The following is an 18,088-nucleotide window of genomic DNA, read 5'->3' as shown; positions in this document are numbered from 1 at the left end:
GAGCGATCGTCATCGTTCTTCCCGTAAGCTCGGTGCCCGTCCCGGCACGGCGCACGCGCGCCTGCCGCGTCCGCCGGACCACCGTCGAGGAGCACCATGGCCGAATCGAGCCGTACGCAGCCGCACCAGCCCGGTGCGGTGAGCCTCTTCTTCGTCGCCAAGGCCGGCGTCTTCGCCGCCGGGTTCTGGATCTGGCTGCTGATCCTGGTGCTCCGCACCGACGCGGCGACCGGCGCCCACGTGCTGGCCGCCACCGGCGCGATCACCACCACGCTGGTCGGCGTGGTGCTGGGTGCCCGGATGGCGCTGCAACGCAACGCCGCCATCCGGCACGCCGAGACGAAGAAGCTGCTCGTCGACATCTCCTGGAACGCGTTCACGGCTGCCGGTAACGCCGAGAGCTCGGGAAAGGTGGTGCCCTTCCCGAGCGGCGCGAGCGAGGACGACCGCTCGACTCTGCGCCCCAGCGGGGACCGGGTGTCGGTCTTCGACCGCTCCGGCGGCCGGGAACGGGGCAACAACGGCGACCGCCGACGGTGAAACCGGGTCGATCGTCGAGGCAGGCCGGCCAGGGGCTTGACGCAGGCGCTAGGCGGCGGGCGGCTCGTCGGCGGCGAGCAGGGTCTCCAGCCGGGGTGTGACCCCCCACTGGTCGACGAGTTCGCGGTACTCGGTGCCTCGTGGGTCGCCGGCGCCGCTACGGCGGGCTCGGATCAGCAGGTTGCGGGGCGTGTGCTGGGAGTCGACGAACTCCACCACCTCGGCCCGATAACCGTGCATCCGCAGCAGACCCGCGCGCAGCGCATCGGTGAGCACGTCGGCGAAGCGCTCGCGCAGGATGCCCTGCCGGGTCAACAGTTCGTACGGCGCCGGGGTGGGCTGAGCGCGTAGCTGCTTGGCCAGGTCGTGGTGACAGCACGGGGCGGCGAGCACCCAGCGGGCCTCCCAGCGCACCGCGCGGGCCAGCGCCTCGTCGGTGGCGGTGTCGCAGGCGTGCAGCGCCAGCACCAGATCAGGGGCGGGGTCGACAACGGCCTCGGCGATCGTGCCGGCGACGAAGCTGACCCTGTCGGCCCAGCCCAGCCGCCGCGCCAACTCGGTGTTGCGCTGTCGCTGGTCCTCGCGGACGTCCACGCCCACCAACTCGACGTCCAGCCCTCGGCTGGTCAGGTAGCGGTACGCTGCGAAGGTCAGGTAGGCGTTGCCGCAGCCCAGGTCGACCACCCGCAGCGAGCCGGTCAGGTCGTCGGGCAGGGTCGCGGCCAGGGCTCGCAGGAAGGCGTCGACCTGGCGGCGCTTGGCCGCCGAGCCGCCGATCGCCGCGAAGATCTCATCGCCCGGGTCGAGCAGGTAGTCCTTCGCCCGGTCGTTTCCGCCCGGCGTCGCAGCCGGCCGGGTCGACGCGGCCCGGTGCACCTGCGCCTCGCCGGACTTGGTCACCCGCAGCTGGAGGGTCGCGTCGGTCGTCTCCACATGCCAGTTGCCGAACGGCTCGGCGAGCAGTTCGTCGACAACCGCAGCGGCCTCGGGACCGGACGCGATGTTGCGGGTGTACGGGCGAGCGCCATCGGACGTGGTGATCTGCATTCGGGGCCCGGCCTTGAGTGTCACCGGCCGCAGTTCGGCCCGCTCAACGGTGGGACGGCGGCCACGGCGACGTCCGGCGGCGACCGCCCGGGTCAGCGCGGGGTCGAGCAGCAACGCCCGGATCTCGATCAGGGCGGCGTCCAGTGGTTCCGGCATCGTTCCATCTTCGGCAGGTGGGGTGGGAGAAGGGAACATCCCCCGCGCCGCGTGCGGCGGTGCGGGGGATGTCAGTTGTGGCTGGTGGTCAGTCTGCGGTCGCCTCGGCCGGCGTACCCGCGTCGGAACCGCCACCACGGCGGCGCCGACGGCGGCGCGGCTTCGACGGCTCACCGTCGGACGCGGTGGCGGCCGGCTCGGTGGGACCGGCGTCGGCGAAGATCACCGCGGTCGGCTCGCCCGCGACCGCCTCGCCGGCCCGGCGGCGACGCCGGCGGCGCGGGGTACGGGTGCCTTCCTCGGCTGTGTCAGCCGCGGGTGCCTCGGCGACGGCGGGCGTCGACGTGCCGGCGTCGGCGCGGTCGCGGCGACCGTCGCCCCGGCCGCGGCGCTCGCCCCGACCCTCACCACGGCCGTCGCCGCGGCTCTCACCGCGTCGGGAGCCCCGGCCACCGCTGTCGCCCCGGCGGGAGCGGTTCGTCCCACCCAGGTCCTCCTCGATCTCGGCGGACAGCCCGGCCCGGGTGCGCTCGGCAGTGGGCAGGGTGCCGCTGACCTCGGTGGAGATGTGCAGGTCGGTGTAGAGGTGCGGCGACGTGTGGTACGTCTCCGGCGGCTCCGGCATCTCCAGACCGAGGGTCTTGTCAATGATCCGCCAGCGCGGCATGTCGTCCCAGTCGACGAAGGTCACCGCGACGCCCGTGGCCCCGGCCCGGCCGGTACGACCGATCCGGTGGGTGTAGGTGTCCTGGTCTTCCGGGCAGTCGTAGTTGATCACGTGGGTGACGCCAGTGACGTCCAGCCCGCGGGCCGCGACGTCGGTGGCGACCAGGATGTCGATCTTGCCGGCTCGGAACGCCCGCAGCGCCCGCTCGCGGGCACCCTGGCCGAGGTCACCGTGCACCGCGGCGACCGCGAACCCGCGGAAGTCGAGATCCTCGGCGACCCGGTCGGCGGCGCGCTTGGTGCGGGTGAAGATCATGGTCAGGCCACGCCCCTCCGCCTGGAGGATGCGTGCCACCACCTCGACCTTGTTCATCGAGTGGGTGCGGTAGACCAACTGCTCGGTCTGCGGCGACGGCCCGGTCTCGGCGGTGTGCCCGGCGTGGATCGTCATCGGCTGGCGCAGGAAGCGCCGGGACAGGGTGACGATCGGGTCCGGCATGGTCGCCGAGAACAGCATCGTCTGCCGGTCCTCCGGAAGCATCGCCAGGATCTTCTCGACGTCGTCGAGGAAGCCCAGGTCGAGCATCCGGTCGGCCTCGTCGAGGACGAGCGCGTGCACGCGGTCCAGTCGGAGGTGCTTCTGCTTCTGCAGGTCCATCAGTCGGCCGGGGGTGCCGACAAGGATCTCGACGCCCTTGCGCAGCGCGTCGATCTGCGGCTCGTACGCCACACCGCCGTAGATCGGCAGCACTCGGACGCCGCGCGTCCGGCCGGCGGCGGCCAGGTCCTTGGCGACCTGGATGCCCAGCTCGCGGGTGGGGACGACGACAAGCGCCTGCGGCACGCCGTCGCTGCCCTCGCCGGGCGCGAAGACCCGGTCGAGCAGCGGTACGCCGAAGCCGAGGGTCTTGCCGGTGCCGGTGGGCGCCTGACCGATGAGGTCGACGCCGCGCAGGGCGATCGGGATCGCGTACTCCTGGATGGCGAACGCGCGGGTGATGCCGGCCGCGGCCAGCGCCTCGACGGTCTCCTCGCGGGCGCCGAGAGCGGCGAAGGTGGGAGCCTCGGGTCGGACCGGGGCGGTGGGGGCCAGTTCCTGGCCGTCCAGCAGATCTTGAGTCAGCTCGCTCATGTGGATGTGGGGGTGCCCTCTCGTGGGTGCGCCCGTCATGTCCTCAGGGCGCGTTCGGTATGACGCGGGCCACACGGTCGGCGGCAGATTGCCGAGCCGGACCGGGCCGCACGCGCGCCGCGGGCTGAGCTTCGATCAGATCGGCGCCCACGGCAACTGCTCTATGCTACCTGAACAGGCGAGCTCACGTCCCGATTCCCGGTCGGCCAGCCGCCACGCGGGGCCATTGGATGTGACCTGCGCCACACCTTTTCTCCGCGCTGGGCGTGCCGCCGGAGGAGGCGTTGACGCCTGGGTGCGGCCGTTGTGGCGTACCACGACTCCACGCGCGGGACGGGGCGGAGATGGTCAGCAAGGCGTACGTGGGCGACGCGATCACCGACGACTTCAGCAGGGAATCGCCGACGCGCCGGACGAGCCCGACCGCGCTGGTGCTGAACGTGCTGCACGACTCCCGGTACGCCCAGTTCTCCGTCGCCGAGATCCCTGTGGCCGTCGCCGACGATCCCCGGGTGGCCGGTCGGCTCTCCATGTGGGTCCGACGGCTGGCCGGCGAGGCGTTGTCCCAGGCGGGTCGCGTCGCCGCCGAACGGGCCGCGCTCACCGCGCTGATATCGCGGGGCGACCGGGTCGACGTGCCGGGCCTGTTCGGGAGGCTCAGCGCCGCGCACACCGCGCGGATGGCGGTCGCCGGACTGAACAACTGACCGCCACCCTCGGGTGCGGAACCGGCCCGCGGCAGGTGGCCTGGAAGCGCCTACCTGCCGCGACGGCCGGACCGGTCAGCGAACGGTGAAACCGACCGATCGCGGGGACGCCTCGGCGATCTCGACGTAGGCGACCTTCTCGACCGGAACGATGACCCGTCGGCCCTTCTCGTCGGTCAGGGAGAGCGTGCCGCCGTTGCCGGCGAAGGCGTCGGTGACGATCTGCTCGATCTCGGCCGGCGACTGCGCGCTGTCCACTACCAGCTCGCGCGGCGCGTACTGCACGCCGATCTTGACCTCCACTGTGCCTCCTCAACTGGGGCGATAACCGCCCTGCGAAGGCTATCCGATCACGGGGTCGGCGGTCAGGCTGACTCACCTTGCAGCGGGAAGCTCGCGATGCCCCGCCAGGACAACGCCGCCACCAGAGCCTCGGCCTCCGCCTTCGGCACCTGCCGGCCACCGGCCAGCCAGAACTGCGCCGCGGTCTCCGCCGCGCCGACCAGCCCGGAGGCGAGCAGTTCGGCGTGCGACCGGCTCACGCCGGTGTCGGAGATGATGGTGTCGGTGATGGCCGCGATGCAGCCCTGCTCGACCCGCTCCACCCGTTGCCGCACCGCCGGGTCGTTGCGCAGGTCCGATTCGAAGACGAGGCGGAACGCCTCGCTCTCGTGATCGACGAAGTCGAAGTACGCGCGCACCGACGCGCTGACCCGCTCCTTGTTGTCGCTGGTGCCGCGCATCGCCTCGTGCACCTGAGCGACGATGGCGTCACAGTGCGTGTCCAACAGGGCCAGGTAGAGGTCCATCTTTCCCGGGAAGTGTTGGTAGAGCACCGGCTTGGAAACCCCGGCCCGCTCGGCGATGTCGTCCATCGCCGCGGCGTGGTAGCCCTGCGCGACGAATACCTCCTGCGCCGCCGCGAGCAGCTGCTTACGGCGCGCGGAGCGGGGCAGACGGGTGGGCCTGCCAGCGGTCTGTGCGCCGTTCCCCACAGCGGTCATGGGATCCTCCGAGTTCTCGGTACGGGCCGGCATTTTCCCCCCAGATCGGGACGGCCCTCGACCGTGTCGTGGAAATGGCCCGCCGCTGTAACTTATCGCCACTCTCCCCACACGGTAACCTCAGCGAGGGCGACCAAGGAGCGCGCGGTGAGTGAAACAGAGCAACCCGGAGCCGCCACCCCGGGAGAGCACGGTGACGGAACGGGTCAGCACGACGACCCGGCCCGCTCCGGCAGCGGATGGGCGCCCTCGACGGGCGGGTGGTCCCCGTCCGCCGGGCGTGCGGCGGCCGGTGAGCAGGCACCACCGTGGCAGTCCGCCCCCGCGGCCGGTTGGCACACCTCCTCCACCAGGCACGGCGATCTGCCCGCGCCCCTGCCCGGGCTGGTCGGTGACTCCGAGCGGCAGGCCCGGGTCAACGGCCACCACACCAACGGCGTCCACCATGACGAGGCCGAGATCGACAGCGACAGCGACAGCGACAGCAACGGTGACGGCGAGCTCAACGGCGTCCGCCACGGCGATGCGGAGATCAACGGCGTCCCGCACCTCGGCGGCGGGGCCTCGATGGCACGCCAGACACCGGTGAGTGCGCCACCCGGGCGGACCGTCGAGGACCGGCCCGACGTGGGCGCAGGCCGGCTGGTGGTGCCCGCCCAGCGTCCCGCGCCGGTCGTCGAGCAGGGGCCGGGCGATGCCGAGACCGGTCCGGCCCGGCACTCCACCACCGATCCCGCCGCGCCGCGCAGCCTCCGCTGGGCCGACCCCGGAATGCCCGGTACGGCACCGGCAGCCGTCCAGGTGCCGCCCGTCGGCACGGCCGCCTCGGGTTTCGAGGTGCCGCCCGGTCTCCGCGCGCCCACCGGCGAACGGTCGGCCGTCGACGATCAACCGGCCGTGTCGCACGGCTGGCGGGCCCCGCTCGCAGCGGAGGCATCGGCCGAGTCCGGGCGCGGCGACGACTCCGAGCCGGAGCGCCCCACCGGAGACACGCACCGAGCCGGTGAGTCTCCCTCCATCGAACCGGACTGGTCCGGGCCCAGTTGGAACCGCCCGAGCTGGGGCAGTGGGTGGGCGCCGCCCTGGTCCCGCCAGGACGGCGAGCCGGCCGGCCGAACGGCGCGGGACGAGTCCGCGCCGGGCTGGGCCGCTGAGCCCCACCTGCCCTACGAGCCGGTGCGCGCCGAGCCGACCCGTCCGTACGAGCCGGTGTCCGCCGAGCCACCCCGTCCGTATGACGTCACCCGGGACGCCCCCCAGGCCGAGGCGAACGCCGACCGCGGCACGCCCACGCGCCCACCGTGGGCCGGTGAACCTCCGGCCACGACCCCGACCAGCGGGCCTCCGGAGGCATCCCGGCCCGAGCCGGCCGAGCGCCCCTCCTGGGCCGGTGGACTGACGCCCGAGCCGACCAGCACCCTCCCCGCGGGCCGCCCGTCCTGGGCCGCGCCGGTCCCGGTGAGCCCGCCGGCCGACCCGCCCCGCGCGGCTGGCACGGACCCCACCCCGACCAGCGCCCCGCCCGTGCCCCCACGCACCCCTTCGCCCGCCGCCGAGCGCCCCTCCTGGGCCGGCGCCACCCCCACCAGTGGTCCGCCGGCCGCCGGCCGCCCCTCGTGGGCTGGTGCGTCGCCGTCGGACAGCGCCCGCGCCGCGCCGACCAGTGGCCCGCCGGCCGATGACCGTCCGTCCTGGGCCGGTGGCCCCGCGCCGACCAGTGGCCCGCCGGCCGTTGAGCGCCCGTCGTGGGCCGGTGGCCCCGCCCCGACCAGCGGCCCGCCGGCCGTTGAGCGCCCGTCGTGGGCTGGGGCAGCGTCGGGCAGCGTCGCCCGTGCCGAGCCGACCAGCGGTCCGCCGGCCGTTGACCGCCCCTCCTGGGCCGGTGGGTCGGATCCGACGCCGGCCAGCGCCCCGCCGTCGCGCCCGTCCTGGGCCGGCCCGGCAACAGCCCTCCCGCCTCCGCCGCGACCGTCCTGGGCCGGCGGCTCGGACCCGGCGCCGACAAGCGTCCCGCCGTCGCGTCCGTCCTGGACGGGCGATCCGACACCCGTCGGCACACCTGCGGGCCCGCGCCCGTCCTGGGCGGGTCCGGCACCTGTCGATCCGCCCGCGCGTGTCGATTCGCCGCCACCGGCGCCCGCCGGCCCACCGCCGACGTTGACGGATGCGCCGCCGTCGGCACCACCGGTCCGTCCGGTGGCCGAGCGGCCCTCCTGGGCCGGCGGATCGCCGACGCCCGTGGCGGCCGAGCGGCCCGACTGGTCCGAGGGGCGCATCCCGGCAGCTCCGGCCGAACGTCCCTCCTGGCCGGCCACCCGGCCGGCGACCTCTCCCCGGGCGAGCGACGCGGGCGAGTCGACGGGGCCAATCCGGCCGACCGCACCGTTCCGGCTCCGACCAGCGACCCCCGAGCCGCCCGAAGCCTCACCCGCCGAGCCGACACCTGCCGCCCCGGCGGCGAGCGGTCCTGCCCTCGCCGGTCCTCCGCCCCCCTCGGTCGGCACCGGTCCGGCCTCCGCCGCGAGCGGGCCGGCGCGCCAGGACCAGCCGTCACCGGCGTCCACCCCTCCCTACGCGGCTCGCCGATCCGCCCCCGACCCGGCGTCGCCGACCGAGCCCGCCGGCGGCGGTCGACGGCCCGACACGTCGGCGGTGCTGCCGCAGCGCGTCCCCGCGGAACCGGACGTGCCCGTTGTGCCGGAGCCGCCAGCCGTGGAGCCACCCGCCGAAACCCCCGAACTCGCTCGCATCGCCACCCACCTGCGCCGCGACGACGAGCCCGCTCCGTTGCGGGAGCGTCCCGAGGGCTTCGACGTCAATGCCATCCTGGACGCCGTGCGGGAGGTCGCGGGCGTCCGGGACGCGGCCCTGCGGCGTACGCCGGCCGGGGCGCACAGTCTCCGGCTGGACCTGGCCGACGGTGCTGACCCGGCCGAGGTGAGTCGACAGGTGGCCCGGCTGCTCCAGGAACGGATGGGGCTCGCCGCCGCTCCGCAGAACGTGCCCGGCCTGCCCACCACGCCGACCCCGCCGGTCCGCCGTCGCGCCGCCGAGCCGCGGCCCGCCACGCCGCGCGCCGTCGAGCCGCGTGCCGCGGAGCCACGGGTCGCCGAGCCGGGCGACACCGGCGCGGAACCGCGTACCGCCGAGGCCGCGCCGGCGGGCCTGGAGCAGTGGGGCGGGCCGGACGCCGCACGTCGACGGCGGGCGGGCGCCCCGCACCGGGGCCGCGCCACGGTCGAGGAACCCGGCTCGGTCTCGGCCGCGCCCACCGGCGGGGCCACCGGCAGCCCGGCAACGATCGGTACGTCGTACTCCGGCGGGCAGGTGACCACGACGGAGTCGGCGCCCTCCCGGCCGCTGGACACCGGCGGCGTGCTGGGGCCGCGCGTGGTCATCGACCACGTGCAGGTCAGCACCTTCGGTCTGGACGCCAACGTGGAGGTGCGGCTGCTGGCCGGCGAGGACAACGCCGCCGGGTACGCGACCGGGCCGGCGGTGGACGGGTACGTGCTGCGGCTCTGTGCGGTGGCCGCGGCCGCCGCCGTGGACGAGTTGCTGCGCGGCGCCGAGAACGCCGAGCGGGGCCGCTGCTTCGTCGAGCACGCGGCGGTGGTGCCGTTCGGCAACTGTGAGGTGGCCACGGTGGTGGTGCTGCTGGTCTGCGAGGGTTGGGTCGAGCAGCTCGCCGGCTCCGCCCTGGTGGCAGGCGACCCGCGGCAGGCGGTGGTTCGGGCGACGCTGGCGGCGGTCAACCGTCGGCTGGAGGCGCTGCTGTCCTGAGTGGTCCGAGGCAGACTGGGAGGATGAAACGCGCCTCCCTCTGGCCGGACCATCTCCTCCCCGAGGTCGGTGTCCCGCCGCCGTGGCCGGGCCGGGAGGTTCGCCTCGACGGCGTCACCACGTATGTGCGGGACACTCCGGCGACGGCCGTCGGCGCGGAGCCGGCGCTGTACGTGCACGGGCTGGGCGGCTCGTCGCAGAACTGGACCGACCTGGCCGGGCTGCTCGCCGACCGGCTGGACGGCCAGGCAATCGACCTGCCCGGGTTCGGCCGCAGCGAGCCGGGCCCGCGCTACACGATCCCTGCCTTCGCCGACCTGGTCATCCGGTGGATCGAGCACTCCGGTCGGGGGCCGGTCCACCTGTTCGGCAACTCGCTGGGCGGAGCGGTCTCGGTCCAGGTGGCTGCGCTGCGGCCCGACCTGGTTCGTACGCTCACCCTGATCTCTCCGGCGCTGCCTTTCCTGGACTTCCGGCGGTCGTTGCAGGGACGGATGCTGCCCGTGCTGGTCATCCCCCGGGGTGAGCGGCTTGTCGCCCGGCATCTCACCCAACTCGCGCCCGAGGTGATGGCCGAGCAGGTGTTGGAGGCGTGCGTCGCCGACCTCAGCCGCATCTGCGCCCAGCGCCGTGCCGAGGCGTTGGAGGAGATCCGGGTCCGGTACGAGGCGGAGCACTACGCGGCCGCGTACGTCCGGACGTTTCGCGGGCTGGTCTCCAGCTTCCTGCGGGCGTACCTGCCGGGGGCGGGCTCGCTGTGGCGGCTCGCCGGGGCGGTCCGCGCGCCGACGCTTGTGGTGGGAGGCCGGCAGGACCGGCTCGTCGACGTTCGCGTGGCGCCGCAGACCGCGCGGGTCATCCCGGACAGCCGACTGCTGATGCTCGACGGTGTCGGTCACGTGGCGCAGCTGGAGGTTCCCCGGCTTGTCGCCCGGGCGGTGGTCGGCCTGCTCGCCGAAACGGAGGAGGCCGTTCGGCCGTCCGATCTGGCAGGCTGACCAGGATGTTCAGGTCCGCTCGCCGCCGCCGACGCTTCGCGCTGATCGCCCAGTTGGTGGCGGTGGTGCTGGCGGTCGGCGCCGCGGTGAGTGTGATCGCCGAGAGGTCGGGTGAGCCATCCGATCGGCTGACCGCCGAGGAGGTCGCCTCGCCGCCGCTGGTGGGCGGGCCGTTGCCGCCGTCGGCGGATCCGTTGCCGACCGCCATCTCCGCGCCGCCCAGTCCGTCGGCGACCCCGCCGCCGGTGCTGCGGATGCCCGGTGCGGTGCCGACCACGGGGACGGGTCGGTTCCGCCACGACGACCGCGCCGGCCCGGTGCTGGGTCGGGCGGGTCAGCTGCGCCGCTACCGGGTGGCGGTCGAGTCGGGCAGCAACGAGGACGTCGCCGCGTTCGCGCAGGCTGTCCAGGTGGCGCTCGCCGGGCCGGGGAGCTGGGTCGACAGCGGCCGGTTGCGGTTGCAGCAGGTCCCGGGGGACGCTCCCCGGGATTTCACCGTCTATCTGGCGACCGCCCGTACGGCGGGCCGGATGTGCGCCGACGGCGGCGTGGACATCCGAATCGGCGGGCGGCCGTACACGTCCTGCCGGGCACCCGGCCAGGTGATCATCAACCTGGACCGGTGGCGGTTGTCGGTGCCGCACTTCGTGTCGGCGGGCGTGCCGCTGGCGGTCTACCGGACGTACGTGGTCAACCACGAGGTGGGTCACCAGCTCGGGCACCGGCACGAGCGCTGCCCCGGCGCGGGTCGTCCGGCGCCGGTGATGATGCAGCAGACCCTCTTCCTGCACGGGTGCCGGGTCAACCCGTGGCCGTACGTCGACGGTCGGCGCTACACCGGGCCGGCTCTCTGACCGTTCGGGTGCATAGCGCCGGGACCCCGGCACATTGCGTCAATGGTGGTAAAAGCGGGAGAATCACCCGAAATATCTGGCAGGCTGGGCGTCATGACGCCGTCGTCCCCTTACGGCCCGCCCGCGCCGCCCGACCCGCCCGAGGGATCGGTGTACGAGGGCGCGCGTCCCACGCTCGTACGGATGCGCCGTCGACGACGTCGTAGCCTGCTGCTCGGCCTGCTCGTGGCCACCGCCGCCGCCGTCGTCGGCGTGACAGTGACGCGCGGTGACGAGCCGCCGGTCGACGTACCGGCCGCCCCGACCCAGGGCGGGATGGGCCTGGGTGGCGGGGAGGCCCACCCGGTGCCCAGCGGTTATCCGTCGGTCGGCTCGGGACATTTCACCGTCGCCCACGGCGGGACGACAGTGCACGGTACGGACGGACCGCTGCGTCGCTACCGGGTCGTGGTCGAGCGCGGCAGCGGTCAGAGCGCCGACGCGTTCGCCACACGGGTGGACGAGGTGCTTGCCGACAGGCGCAGCTGGATCGCCTCCGGCGAGCTGCGCGTGCAGCGGGTGGCCGACGCCCAGATCGCCGACTTCACCGTCTACCTCGCCACCCCTGTCACGTCGGAGCGGATGTGTGCCGAGGGTGGGTTGACCACCGAGCGCTACACCTCCTGCCGGCTGCCCGGGCAGGTCATCATCAACCTGGCCCGCTGGCAGGAGGCCGTGCCCGACTACGGCGCCCCGCTGGAGACGTACCGCACCTACGTCATCAACCACGAGGTCGGCCACGAGTTCGGCGAGGAGCACGAGGCGTGCCCCGGCCCGGGGGAGCCCGCCCCCGTGATGCAGCAGCAGACGTACGGGCTGCAGGGCTGCGTGGCCAACGCCTGGCCCTACCTCGACGGCCGTCGCTACGCCGGCGACATCGTCCCCTGACCGACCCGCCGTCAGATATTCCCCTCCCGCATCGCGGGCCACGTGTCCTCCCTCATGGCCGAGTGCGGCCCGGGCGAGCGACAATGGCGCGGTTCACACCGCCGATCCCGGGGAGTCCACCGTGTCGTTGCCCCCGCTCGTCGAACCCGCCGCCGAGCTGACCGTTGACGAGATCCGCCGCTACTCGCGCCACCTGATCATCCCGGACGTCGGGGTGACCGGCCAGAAGCGGCTGAAGAACGCCCGGGTGCTCTGCGTCGGCGCCGGTGGCCTCGGCTCGCCCGCCCTGCTCTACCTCGCCGCGGCGGGGGTCGGCACCCTCGGCATCATCGACTTCGACACCGTCGACGAGTCGAACCTCCAGCGTCAGATCATCCACGGCGTGTCCGACATCGGCCGTTCCAAGGCCGAGTCGGCCGCCGCGTCGATCCGCGAGATCAACCCGCTGGTCAACGTGGAGATCCACAACACCGCGCTGGACCGCGAGAACGTCCGCGAGATCTTCGCCCAGTACGACCTGATCGTCGACGGCACCGACAACTTCGCCACCCGGTACATGGTCAACGACGCGGCGGTGCTGCTCGGCAAGCCGTACGTCTGGGGCTCGATCTACCGCTTCGACGGCCAGGCGTCGGTGTTCTGGGCCGAGCACGGCCCCTGCTACCGGTGCCTCTACCCGGAGCCGCCGCCGCCCGGCATGGTCCCGTCCTGCGCCGAGGGTGGCGTGCTCGGTGTGCTCTGCGCGTCGATCGGCTCGATCCAGGTGAACGAGGCCATCAAGCTGCTCACCGGCATCGGTGAACCGCTTGTCGGCCGCCTGATGGTCTACGACGCCCTGGAGATGGAATATCGCAAGATCAAGGTTCGGAAGGACCCGAACTGCGTGCTCTGCGGCGAGAACCCGACCGTCACCGACCTGCTGGAAGACTACGAGGACTTCTGCGGCGCGGTCTCCGAGGAGGCCCAGGAGGCGACGCTCGACTCGACCATCACCGCCCTGGAGCTCAAGGAGTGGCAGGACGCCGGCAAGGACATCTTCCTCGTCGACGTGCGGGAGCCGGCCGAGTACGAGATCGTGCGGATCCCCGGTGCCACCCTCATCCCCAAGGGCGACATCATCTCCGGCGAGGCCCTGGCGAAGCTCCCGCAGGACAAGCAGATCGTGCTGCACTGCAAGTCCGGCGTCCGCTCGGCGGAGGCGCTCGCCGCGCTGAAGGCGGCCGGGTTCCGCGACGCCGTACACGTGCAGGGCGGCGTGCTCTCCTGGATCAAGCAGATCGACCCGTCGCTGCCCGCGTACTGACCGGCCCGCCGGGGCGACGCCGCACCGCGCCGCCCCGGCGCCAGCCCTCCGTGGCTCCGGCCTCCGTGGCTCCGCGCCGCACCGCCGACGGTAAATCGACGCAGCTGGCTGCGTGCGGCGCTCGGGCCGGAGCGACGCAGCCAGTTCCGGCTGGCCGATTCACCGAGGCGCGATCGCGTCTGCGCAGGTAGCGTCTCCGCCGTGGTCGACTTGGAAGCCGCGATCGGGTTCGTCGTGGCGCACGGGGACGCGGTGGAACGCGCCCGCCTCTCCTGGCTGCGCAACGGCACGCCGGTGCCGCCGGAGCTGTTGGAGACGGCCGAGGTCGGCCAGTCGCCGGACGGCGCCTGGCCGGCGACCTGGGGTGGCGAGGTCGCCTCGGTCGACGCCACCTGCTTCCGGCTCTCCGAGTTGGACGACCTGGGCGCGCTGGGCCGTCCCGCCGCCCGCCGGGCCCTGGACTGGCTGGCGTCCCGTCAGCAGCCCGACGGCGGCTGGGACGAGGACCTCTCACTGACTGGCTCGGCCCCGGAGTGGGCCCGCCCGGGCGATCCGGAGGCCAAGCTTTTCCTCACCGCCAACGCCGGCTTCTGGCTGACCGTCGCCGGCCTGGACGCCCGCGCCTCGGGCCCGCTGGATCACCGGGTCGGCGGGGCGTACGCCGGTGTGGTGCAGGCGACGGCGCAGTCCATCGTCGCGCGGCTGCGCCCGGACGGCAGTTGGCCGTCGTTCCTCGCCGCCGGCTGGCTGGGCGCGGCCGTTCTGCACCGTCAGGACATGTTCCAGGAGTCGGCGCGGATCCAGGTGGTGCTCGCCGAACGGATGCCGACGATGTCACCGGGCGACGTGGCCTGGCTGGCGGCCACGCTGCGTCGGGTCGGCATCGACCACCACGACTGGATTATGGTGCGGGCCCTGCGGCGGCTTGCCGAGACCCAGCGCAGCGACGGTGGTTGGGAGAGCGACGACGGTCACCAGTTCGACGTGCACTCCACGCTGTCCGCGATCCGGGCCTGCCGGCCGCCGGCGGGCGCAGCCGCCCCGCAGCCGGGCTGAGGCCGCCGCCCTAGCGCAGGTGCCCGTCACCCGTGACGACGTACTTGGTGCTGGTCAGCTCGGGCAGACCCATCGGGCCGCGGGCGTGCAGCTTCTGCGTCGAGATGCCGATCTCCGCGCCGAAGCCGAACTCGCCCCCGTCGGTGAACCGTGTCGAGGCGTTCACCATCACCGCCGCCGCGTCCACCCGGGCCACGAAGTCGCGGGCCGCGCTCGCCGAGTCGGTGAGGATCGCCTCGGTGTGCCCGGTGCCGAAGCGGCGGATGTGCGCGACCGCCGCGTCCAGCGACTCGACCACCGCCACCGAGATGTCGGCGGACAGGTACTCGGTGGCGAAGTCCTCCTCGGTGGCGGGGACCACCGCCGCCGAGTACGCGGCCACCTCGGGGGAGCCGTGCACTGTCACGCCGGCCTCGGCGAACGCGGCAAGCACCGGCGGCAGGAACGCATCGGCGACGTCGGCGTGCACCAGCAGCGACTCGGCCGTGTTGCAGGTGGACAGGCGCTGCGTCTTGGCGTTCAACGTCACCGCCACGGCCTTCGCCAGGTCGGCGGCGGCGTCTACGTACACGTGGCAGTTGCCCACCCCGGTCTCGATCACCGGCACGGTCGACTCCTCGACGACCGTGCGGATCAGCGACGCGCCGCCGCGCGGGATGAGCACGTCGACGAGCCCTCGGGCGCGCATCAGCTCCTTGACCGAGTCGCGGGAACTGGCGTCGAGCAGCTGCACCGCGTCGGCCGGCAGGCCGGCCTCTGCTATCGCGTCGCGCAGCACCGCGACCAGCGCCGCGTTGGAGTGCGCGGCCGAGGACGACCCGCGCAGCAGCGCCGCGTTGCCGGACTTCAGGCAGATCCCGGCGGCGTCCACAGTCACGTTGGGGCGTGCCTCGTAGATGATGCCGACGACACCGAACGGCACCCGGATCTGGCGCAGCTCCAGCCCGTTGGGCAGGGTCGAGCCGCGGACCACCTCGCCGACCGGGTCGGGCAGCGCGGCCATCTCGCGCAGCGCGTCGGCGATGCCCGCCACCCGGCCCGCGTCGAGCGCGAGCCGGTCCAGGACGGCCGCGGTCAGCCCGGCCTCCCGGCCGGCCGCCAGGTCCGTCTCGTTCGCTGCCAGGATCTCCGGGGTACGCGCCACAAGCGCGTCGGCCATCGCCACCAGCGCGGCGTCCTTGACCGTACGCGTGGCCACGGCCAGGTCGGCGGCGGCGTCCCGCGCCCGCTTCGCCTGCTCCACGACGCTCATGCCCGCACTCCTCGGTGGTGGGAAGGAACTTGTTTCACAGCAGCACGAGGTCGTCGCGGTGGACGACCTCCCGTTCGTACGCCGGGCCGAGCGCCGCGGCGAGTTCGGAGGTGGAGCGGCCGAGCAGCCCGGGCAGCTCCACCGCGTCGTAGTTGACCAGGCCCCGGGCGACCGGGGCGCCCGCGGTGTCGACCAGGTCCACTGGATCCCCGGCGGTGAACGTGCCGTCCACGGCGGTGATGCCGGCGGGCAGCAGCGACTTGCGTCGTCCGACGACGGCGGCCACCGCGCCCGGGTCGAGGTGCAGACGCCCCCGGGGCGAGGTGGCGTGGGCCAGCCAGAACAGTCGGGCCGTCGGGCGCTGCCGCTGCGGGTGGAACAGCGTGCCCACGGGCTCGCCGGCCAGCGCCGACGCGGCCAGGTCGGCGGCGGTGAGCACCACGGGGATGCCGAAGCCGGTGGCGATGCGGGCCGCCTCGACCTTGGTCACCATGCCTCCGGTGCCGACCCCGGACCGGCCGGCGCCGCCGACGGTGATCCCGGCGAGGTCCTCGTCGCTGCGGACCTCAGCGATCCGGGTCGAGTGCGGGCGGGCCGGGTCGCCGGTCCAGAGGGCGTCCACGTCGGAGAGGAGCACCAGCAGGTCGGCGTGCACGAGCGCGGCCACCAGCGCCGCCAGTCGGTCGTTGTCGCCGAACCGGATCTCCTCGGTGGCCACCGTGTCGTTCTCGTTGACGATGGGCACCGCGTGCAGGTCGAGCAGTTTGCGCAGCGTGCGGTACGCGTTGCGGTAGTGCGCGCGTCGGGTCACGTCGTCGACGGTGAGCAGCACCTGCCCGACGGTGCGGCCGTGCCGGGCGAAGCTGGTCGCGTACCGGCCGATCAGCAGGCCCTGCCCGACGCTTGCGGCGGCCTGCTGGGTGGCGAGGTCACGCGGACGCCGGGTCAACCCGAGCGGGGCCAGGCCGGCGGCGATGGCACCGGACGAGACAAGCACCACCTCGCGTCCTTCGGCGGTGAGCCGCCCGAGGGTGTCGACAAGCGCATCGACGCGCTCGTCGGCCAGTCCGCCGGTGGCGGTGGTCAACGAGGAGGATCCGATCTTGACGACGACCCGTCGGGCGGCCGTGACTGCGTCGCGCACCCGCCCATTCTGCGTGGTCACGCCCGCGTCGCCCGGCAGCGTTCCCATATGGTGGCCGATTGTGACTCCTGATGAGTACGTCGAGGCGGTGCTCGACCTGGTGGAGCGGATCCCGGAGGGTCGGGTGATGTCGTACGGCGGGGTCGCCGACGCGCTCGCCGAGCGCTCGGGGCGCTCCTCCGCGCGCCTGGTCGGCAACATCATGGCGCGGCACGGTGGCGGGGTGCCGTGGCACCGGGTGGTGACCTCGGCGGGGCGGCTGCCCCCGGGGCATGAGCGGGAGGCCCGGGCCAGGCTGCGCGCCGAGGGCTGCCCACTGCGGGGAGACGGGGTGCGGATGAGCGACGCGAACTGGCACCCCGACTCGACCGGTTGACCGGCCGGGCAGGTCCGTCGGAAGTTTCTCGTCGGACAGGCATCGCGGGCGGGCTCGCCGCTGTCTTCCCGGGTGACGGTCACTCACCTGGGAGGCACATGTGTCACATCGATCTCGCCGTACCGCGCTGGCCGGCGTCCTGACGGCGTTCTGCATGCTGGCCACGCCGGTCCTGGCCGACCCGGGCGCGGACGCCGCCACCGTGGCGGTCGGCGACAGCGGGCGGACCGACGGTGCGCAGGTCACCTTCCCGGTGCCCGGTGGCGGCCCGCAGGCGATCCACGCGTACTCCAGCCTCGGTGCTGACGCCGCGTACGTGCTGGACACCCGCACCGGGAAGTACCGGCGGGTGCCGTACGTCAGCGTGCAGGTCTCGCCGGACGGCCACACCGTCGCGGTGGAGCAGACCGATGGCCGGATCGGCGTGGTGGCCCGGGCCGCGCTCGCGGGCGGCGGTGCGGTGCGCTGGACGGATCTGCCCCCGGGAACATTCACGGGCTGGTCACCGGACGGGAAGGCCCTCCTCACCACCACCCTCGACAAGGAAACCCGCAGCTTCGCCGTGCACCGCTACGACGTCGCCACCGGGCGACTCCGGCACACGCCCGTCAACCTCGACTGTGACGTCTGCACGGCCGGCTGGGCGGCCGACTCCACCCGATACGTGGTCCAGCTGCGTGGCATCGATCCGGATCTGCCGACCGGGCCGATGCGCTACCTGAACCCGGATGGCAGTGCTGGCCGGTTGGTCGGCGCGGAGGGACACATCTGGGACGCCACCGCCTACTCACCGTCGCGCCGGTACGCGGTGGTCGAGCCGGCGCGCGGCGTCGGTTTCGAGGGCGTCGATCCGACCCTCCTCGCCGAGTGGCAGCGCCCCCGGATCCTGGACCTCGCCACCAGACGGACCATCGGGTCGGTGGCGACCTCCTGGCCGGTGCTCGGCTGGTACGACGAGCGACAGGTGGTGAAGGTGGCGCACACCAGCGGCGGTTCGACAGTGCTGGAGGTGACCGATGTGCGCACCGGCCGAGTCAGCAGGTCGGTGCCCGCGCCGGGACTGCCACCGGCGCTCCTTCAGATCGGCTCCTCGGCCGGCCTGAAGGGTGACGCGGCGAAGCTCGGCTTCTGACCGGATGCGGC

The 18,088-nt window shown here is 73.8% G+C and carries 15 protein-coding genes and 1 pseudogene; 10 read left to right on the top strand and 6 right to left on the bottom strand.

Annotated features, from left to right (window positions below):
- The first annotated feature begins 96 nt into the window (after window positions 1–96).
- Window positions 97–540, top strand: a complete 444-nt coding sequence (locus AB0K10_RS16965; protein ID WP_363684361.1) for a hypothetical protein — start codon at window positions 97–99, stop codon at window positions 538–540.
- A 48-nt stretch (window positions 541–588) separates the two neighbouring features.
- Here AB0K10_RS16965 and AB0K10_RS16960 read toward each other — a convergent pair whose 3' ends face one another.
- Together AB0K10_RS16960 and AB0K10_RS16955 are read right to left on the bottom strand one after the other, a co-directional pair.
- Window positions 589–1,743 carry an SAM-dependent methyltransferase gene (locus tag AB0K10_RS16960; protein WP_363684359.1) on the bottom strand — a complete coding sequence of 385 codons (1,155 nt, stop codon included), beginning with the start codon at window positions 1,741–1,743 and terminating at the stop codon, window positions 589–591.
- Window positions 1,744–1,831: 88 nt separating this feature from the next.
- A complete protein-coding gene (locus AB0K10_RS16955) occupies window positions 1,832–3,541 on the bottom strand; it encodes a DEAD/DEAH box helicase (protein WP_363684357.1) in 1,710 nt (569 codons plus the stop codon).
- 266 nt (window positions 3,542–3,807) lie between these two features.
- Here AB0K10_RS16955 and AB0K10_RS16950 point away from each other — a divergent pair, with 266 nt between their 5' ends.
- Window positions 3,808–4,248, top strand: a complete 441-nt coding sequence (locus tag AB0K10_RS16950) for a ferritin-like fold-containing protein (RefSeq protein ID WP_363684355.1) — start codon at window positions 3,808–3,810, stop codon at window positions 4,246–4,248.
- 75 nt (window positions 4,249–4,323) lie between these two features.
- On the opposite strand, the gene AB0K10_RS16945 is transcribed toward AB0K10_RS16950, so the two are convergent.
- Entirely contained in the window at window positions 4,324–4,551 is a 228-nt protein-coding gene (locus AB0K10_RS16945; RefSeq protein WP_266246431.1) for a DUF3107 domain-containing protein, read from the bottom strand.
- A gap of 62 nt (window positions 4,552–4,613) precedes the next feature.
- Entirely contained in the window at window positions 4,614–5,252 is a 639-nt protein-coding gene (locus tag AB0K10_RS16940) for a TetR/AcrR family transcriptional regulator (protein WP_039909051.1), read from the bottom strand.
- Window positions 5,253–6,776: 1,524 nt separating this feature from the next.
- Here AB0K10_RS16940 and AB0K10_RS16935 point away from each other — a divergent pair.
- The 6 genes and pseudogenes from AB0K10_RS16935 to AB0K10_RS16910 all read left to right on the top strand — a co-directional run bounded on the left by AB0K10_RS16935 (window position 6,777) and on the right by AB0K10_RS16910 (window position 14,173).
- On the top strand, window positions 6,777–9,035 hold the full coding sequence (locus tag AB0K10_RS16935; protein WP_363684767.1) for a hypothetical protein: 2,259 nt from the start codon (window positions 6,777–6,779) through the stop codon (window positions 9,033–9,035).
- A 23-nt stretch (window positions 9,036–9,058) separates the two neighbouring features.
- Window positions 9,059–10,033, top strand: coding sequence for an alpha/beta hydrolase (locus tag AB0K10_RS16930; protein ID WP_363684353.1), 975 nt, complete (start codon window positions 9,059–9,061; stop codon window positions 10,031–10,033).
- A 5-nt stretch (window positions 10,034–10,038) separates the two neighbouring features.
- Entirely contained in the window at window positions 10,039–10,887 is an 849-nt protein-coding gene (locus tag AB0K10_RS16925; protein WP_363684351.1) for a DUF3152 domain-containing protein, read from the top strand.
- A gap of 93 nt (window positions 10,888–10,980) precedes the next feature.
- Window positions 10,981–11,814 (top strand): DUF3152 domain-containing protein, encoded by an 834-nt coding sequence (locus AB0K10_RS16920; RefSeq protein ID WP_363684349.1) that lies wholly within the window; start codon window positions 10,981–10,983, stop codon window positions 11,812–11,814.
- Between the two features lie 54 nt (window positions 11,815–11,868).
- A pseudogene (gene moeZ / locus AB0K10_RS16915) lies at window positions 11,869–13,117 on the top strand (adenylyltransferase/sulfurtransferase MoeZ).
- A 150-nt stretch (window positions 13,118–13,267) separates the two neighbouring features.
- A complete protein-coding gene (locus AB0K10_RS16910) occupies window positions 13,268–14,173 on the top strand; it encodes a prenyltransferase/squalene oxidase repeat-containing protein (RefSeq protein WP_363684765.1) in 906 nt (301 codons plus the stop codon).
- Window positions 14,174–14,183: 10 nt separating this feature from the next.
- Here AB0K10_RS16910 and AB0K10_RS16905 read toward each other — a convergent pair whose 3' ends face one another.
- Window positions 14,184–15,425: a glutamate-5-semialdehyde dehydrogenase gene (locus tag AB0K10_RS16905; protein WP_363684347.1), complete on the bottom strand. Its 1,242-nt coding sequence runs from the start codon at window positions 15,423–15,425 to the stop codon at window positions 14,184–14,186.
- Between the two features lie 34 nt (window positions 15,426–15,459).
- The gene (gene proB, locus AB0K10_RS16900) at window positions 15,460–16,617 is read right to left on the bottom strand and encodes a glutamate 5-kinase (protein WP_363684345.1); all 1,158 of its coding nucleotides are present in this window, start codon (window positions 16,615–16,617) and stop codon (window positions 15,460–15,462) included.
- A 13-nt stretch (window positions 16,618–16,630) separates the two neighbouring features.
- Here proB and AB0K10_RS16895 point away from each other — a divergent pair, with 13 nt between their 5' ends.
- Together AB0K10_RS16895 and AB0K10_RS16890 are read left to right on the top strand one after the other, a co-directional pair.
- Window positions 16,631–16,945, top strand: a complete 315-nt coding sequence (locus tag AB0K10_RS16895; RefSeq protein WP_363684343.1) for an MGMT family protein — start codon at window positions 16,631–16,633, stop codon at window positions 16,943–16,945.
- Window positions 16,946–17,045: 100 nt separating this feature from the next.
- A complete protein-coding gene (locus tag AB0K10_RS16890; RefSeq protein ID WP_363684341.1) occupies window positions 17,046–18,077 on the top strand; it encodes a hypothetical protein in 1,032 nt (343 codons plus the stop codon).
- Window positions 18,078–18,088: the final 11 nt, after the last annotated feature.

Source organism: Micromonospora sp. NPDC049274 (assembly GCF_040678875.1).
Classification (GTDB): Bacteria; Actinomycetota; Actinomycetes; order Mycobacteriales; family Micromonosporaceae; genus Micromonospora.
Note: the sequence above shows the minus strand (reverse complement) of the source record. Positions and strands in the feature narration are given on the sequence as shown.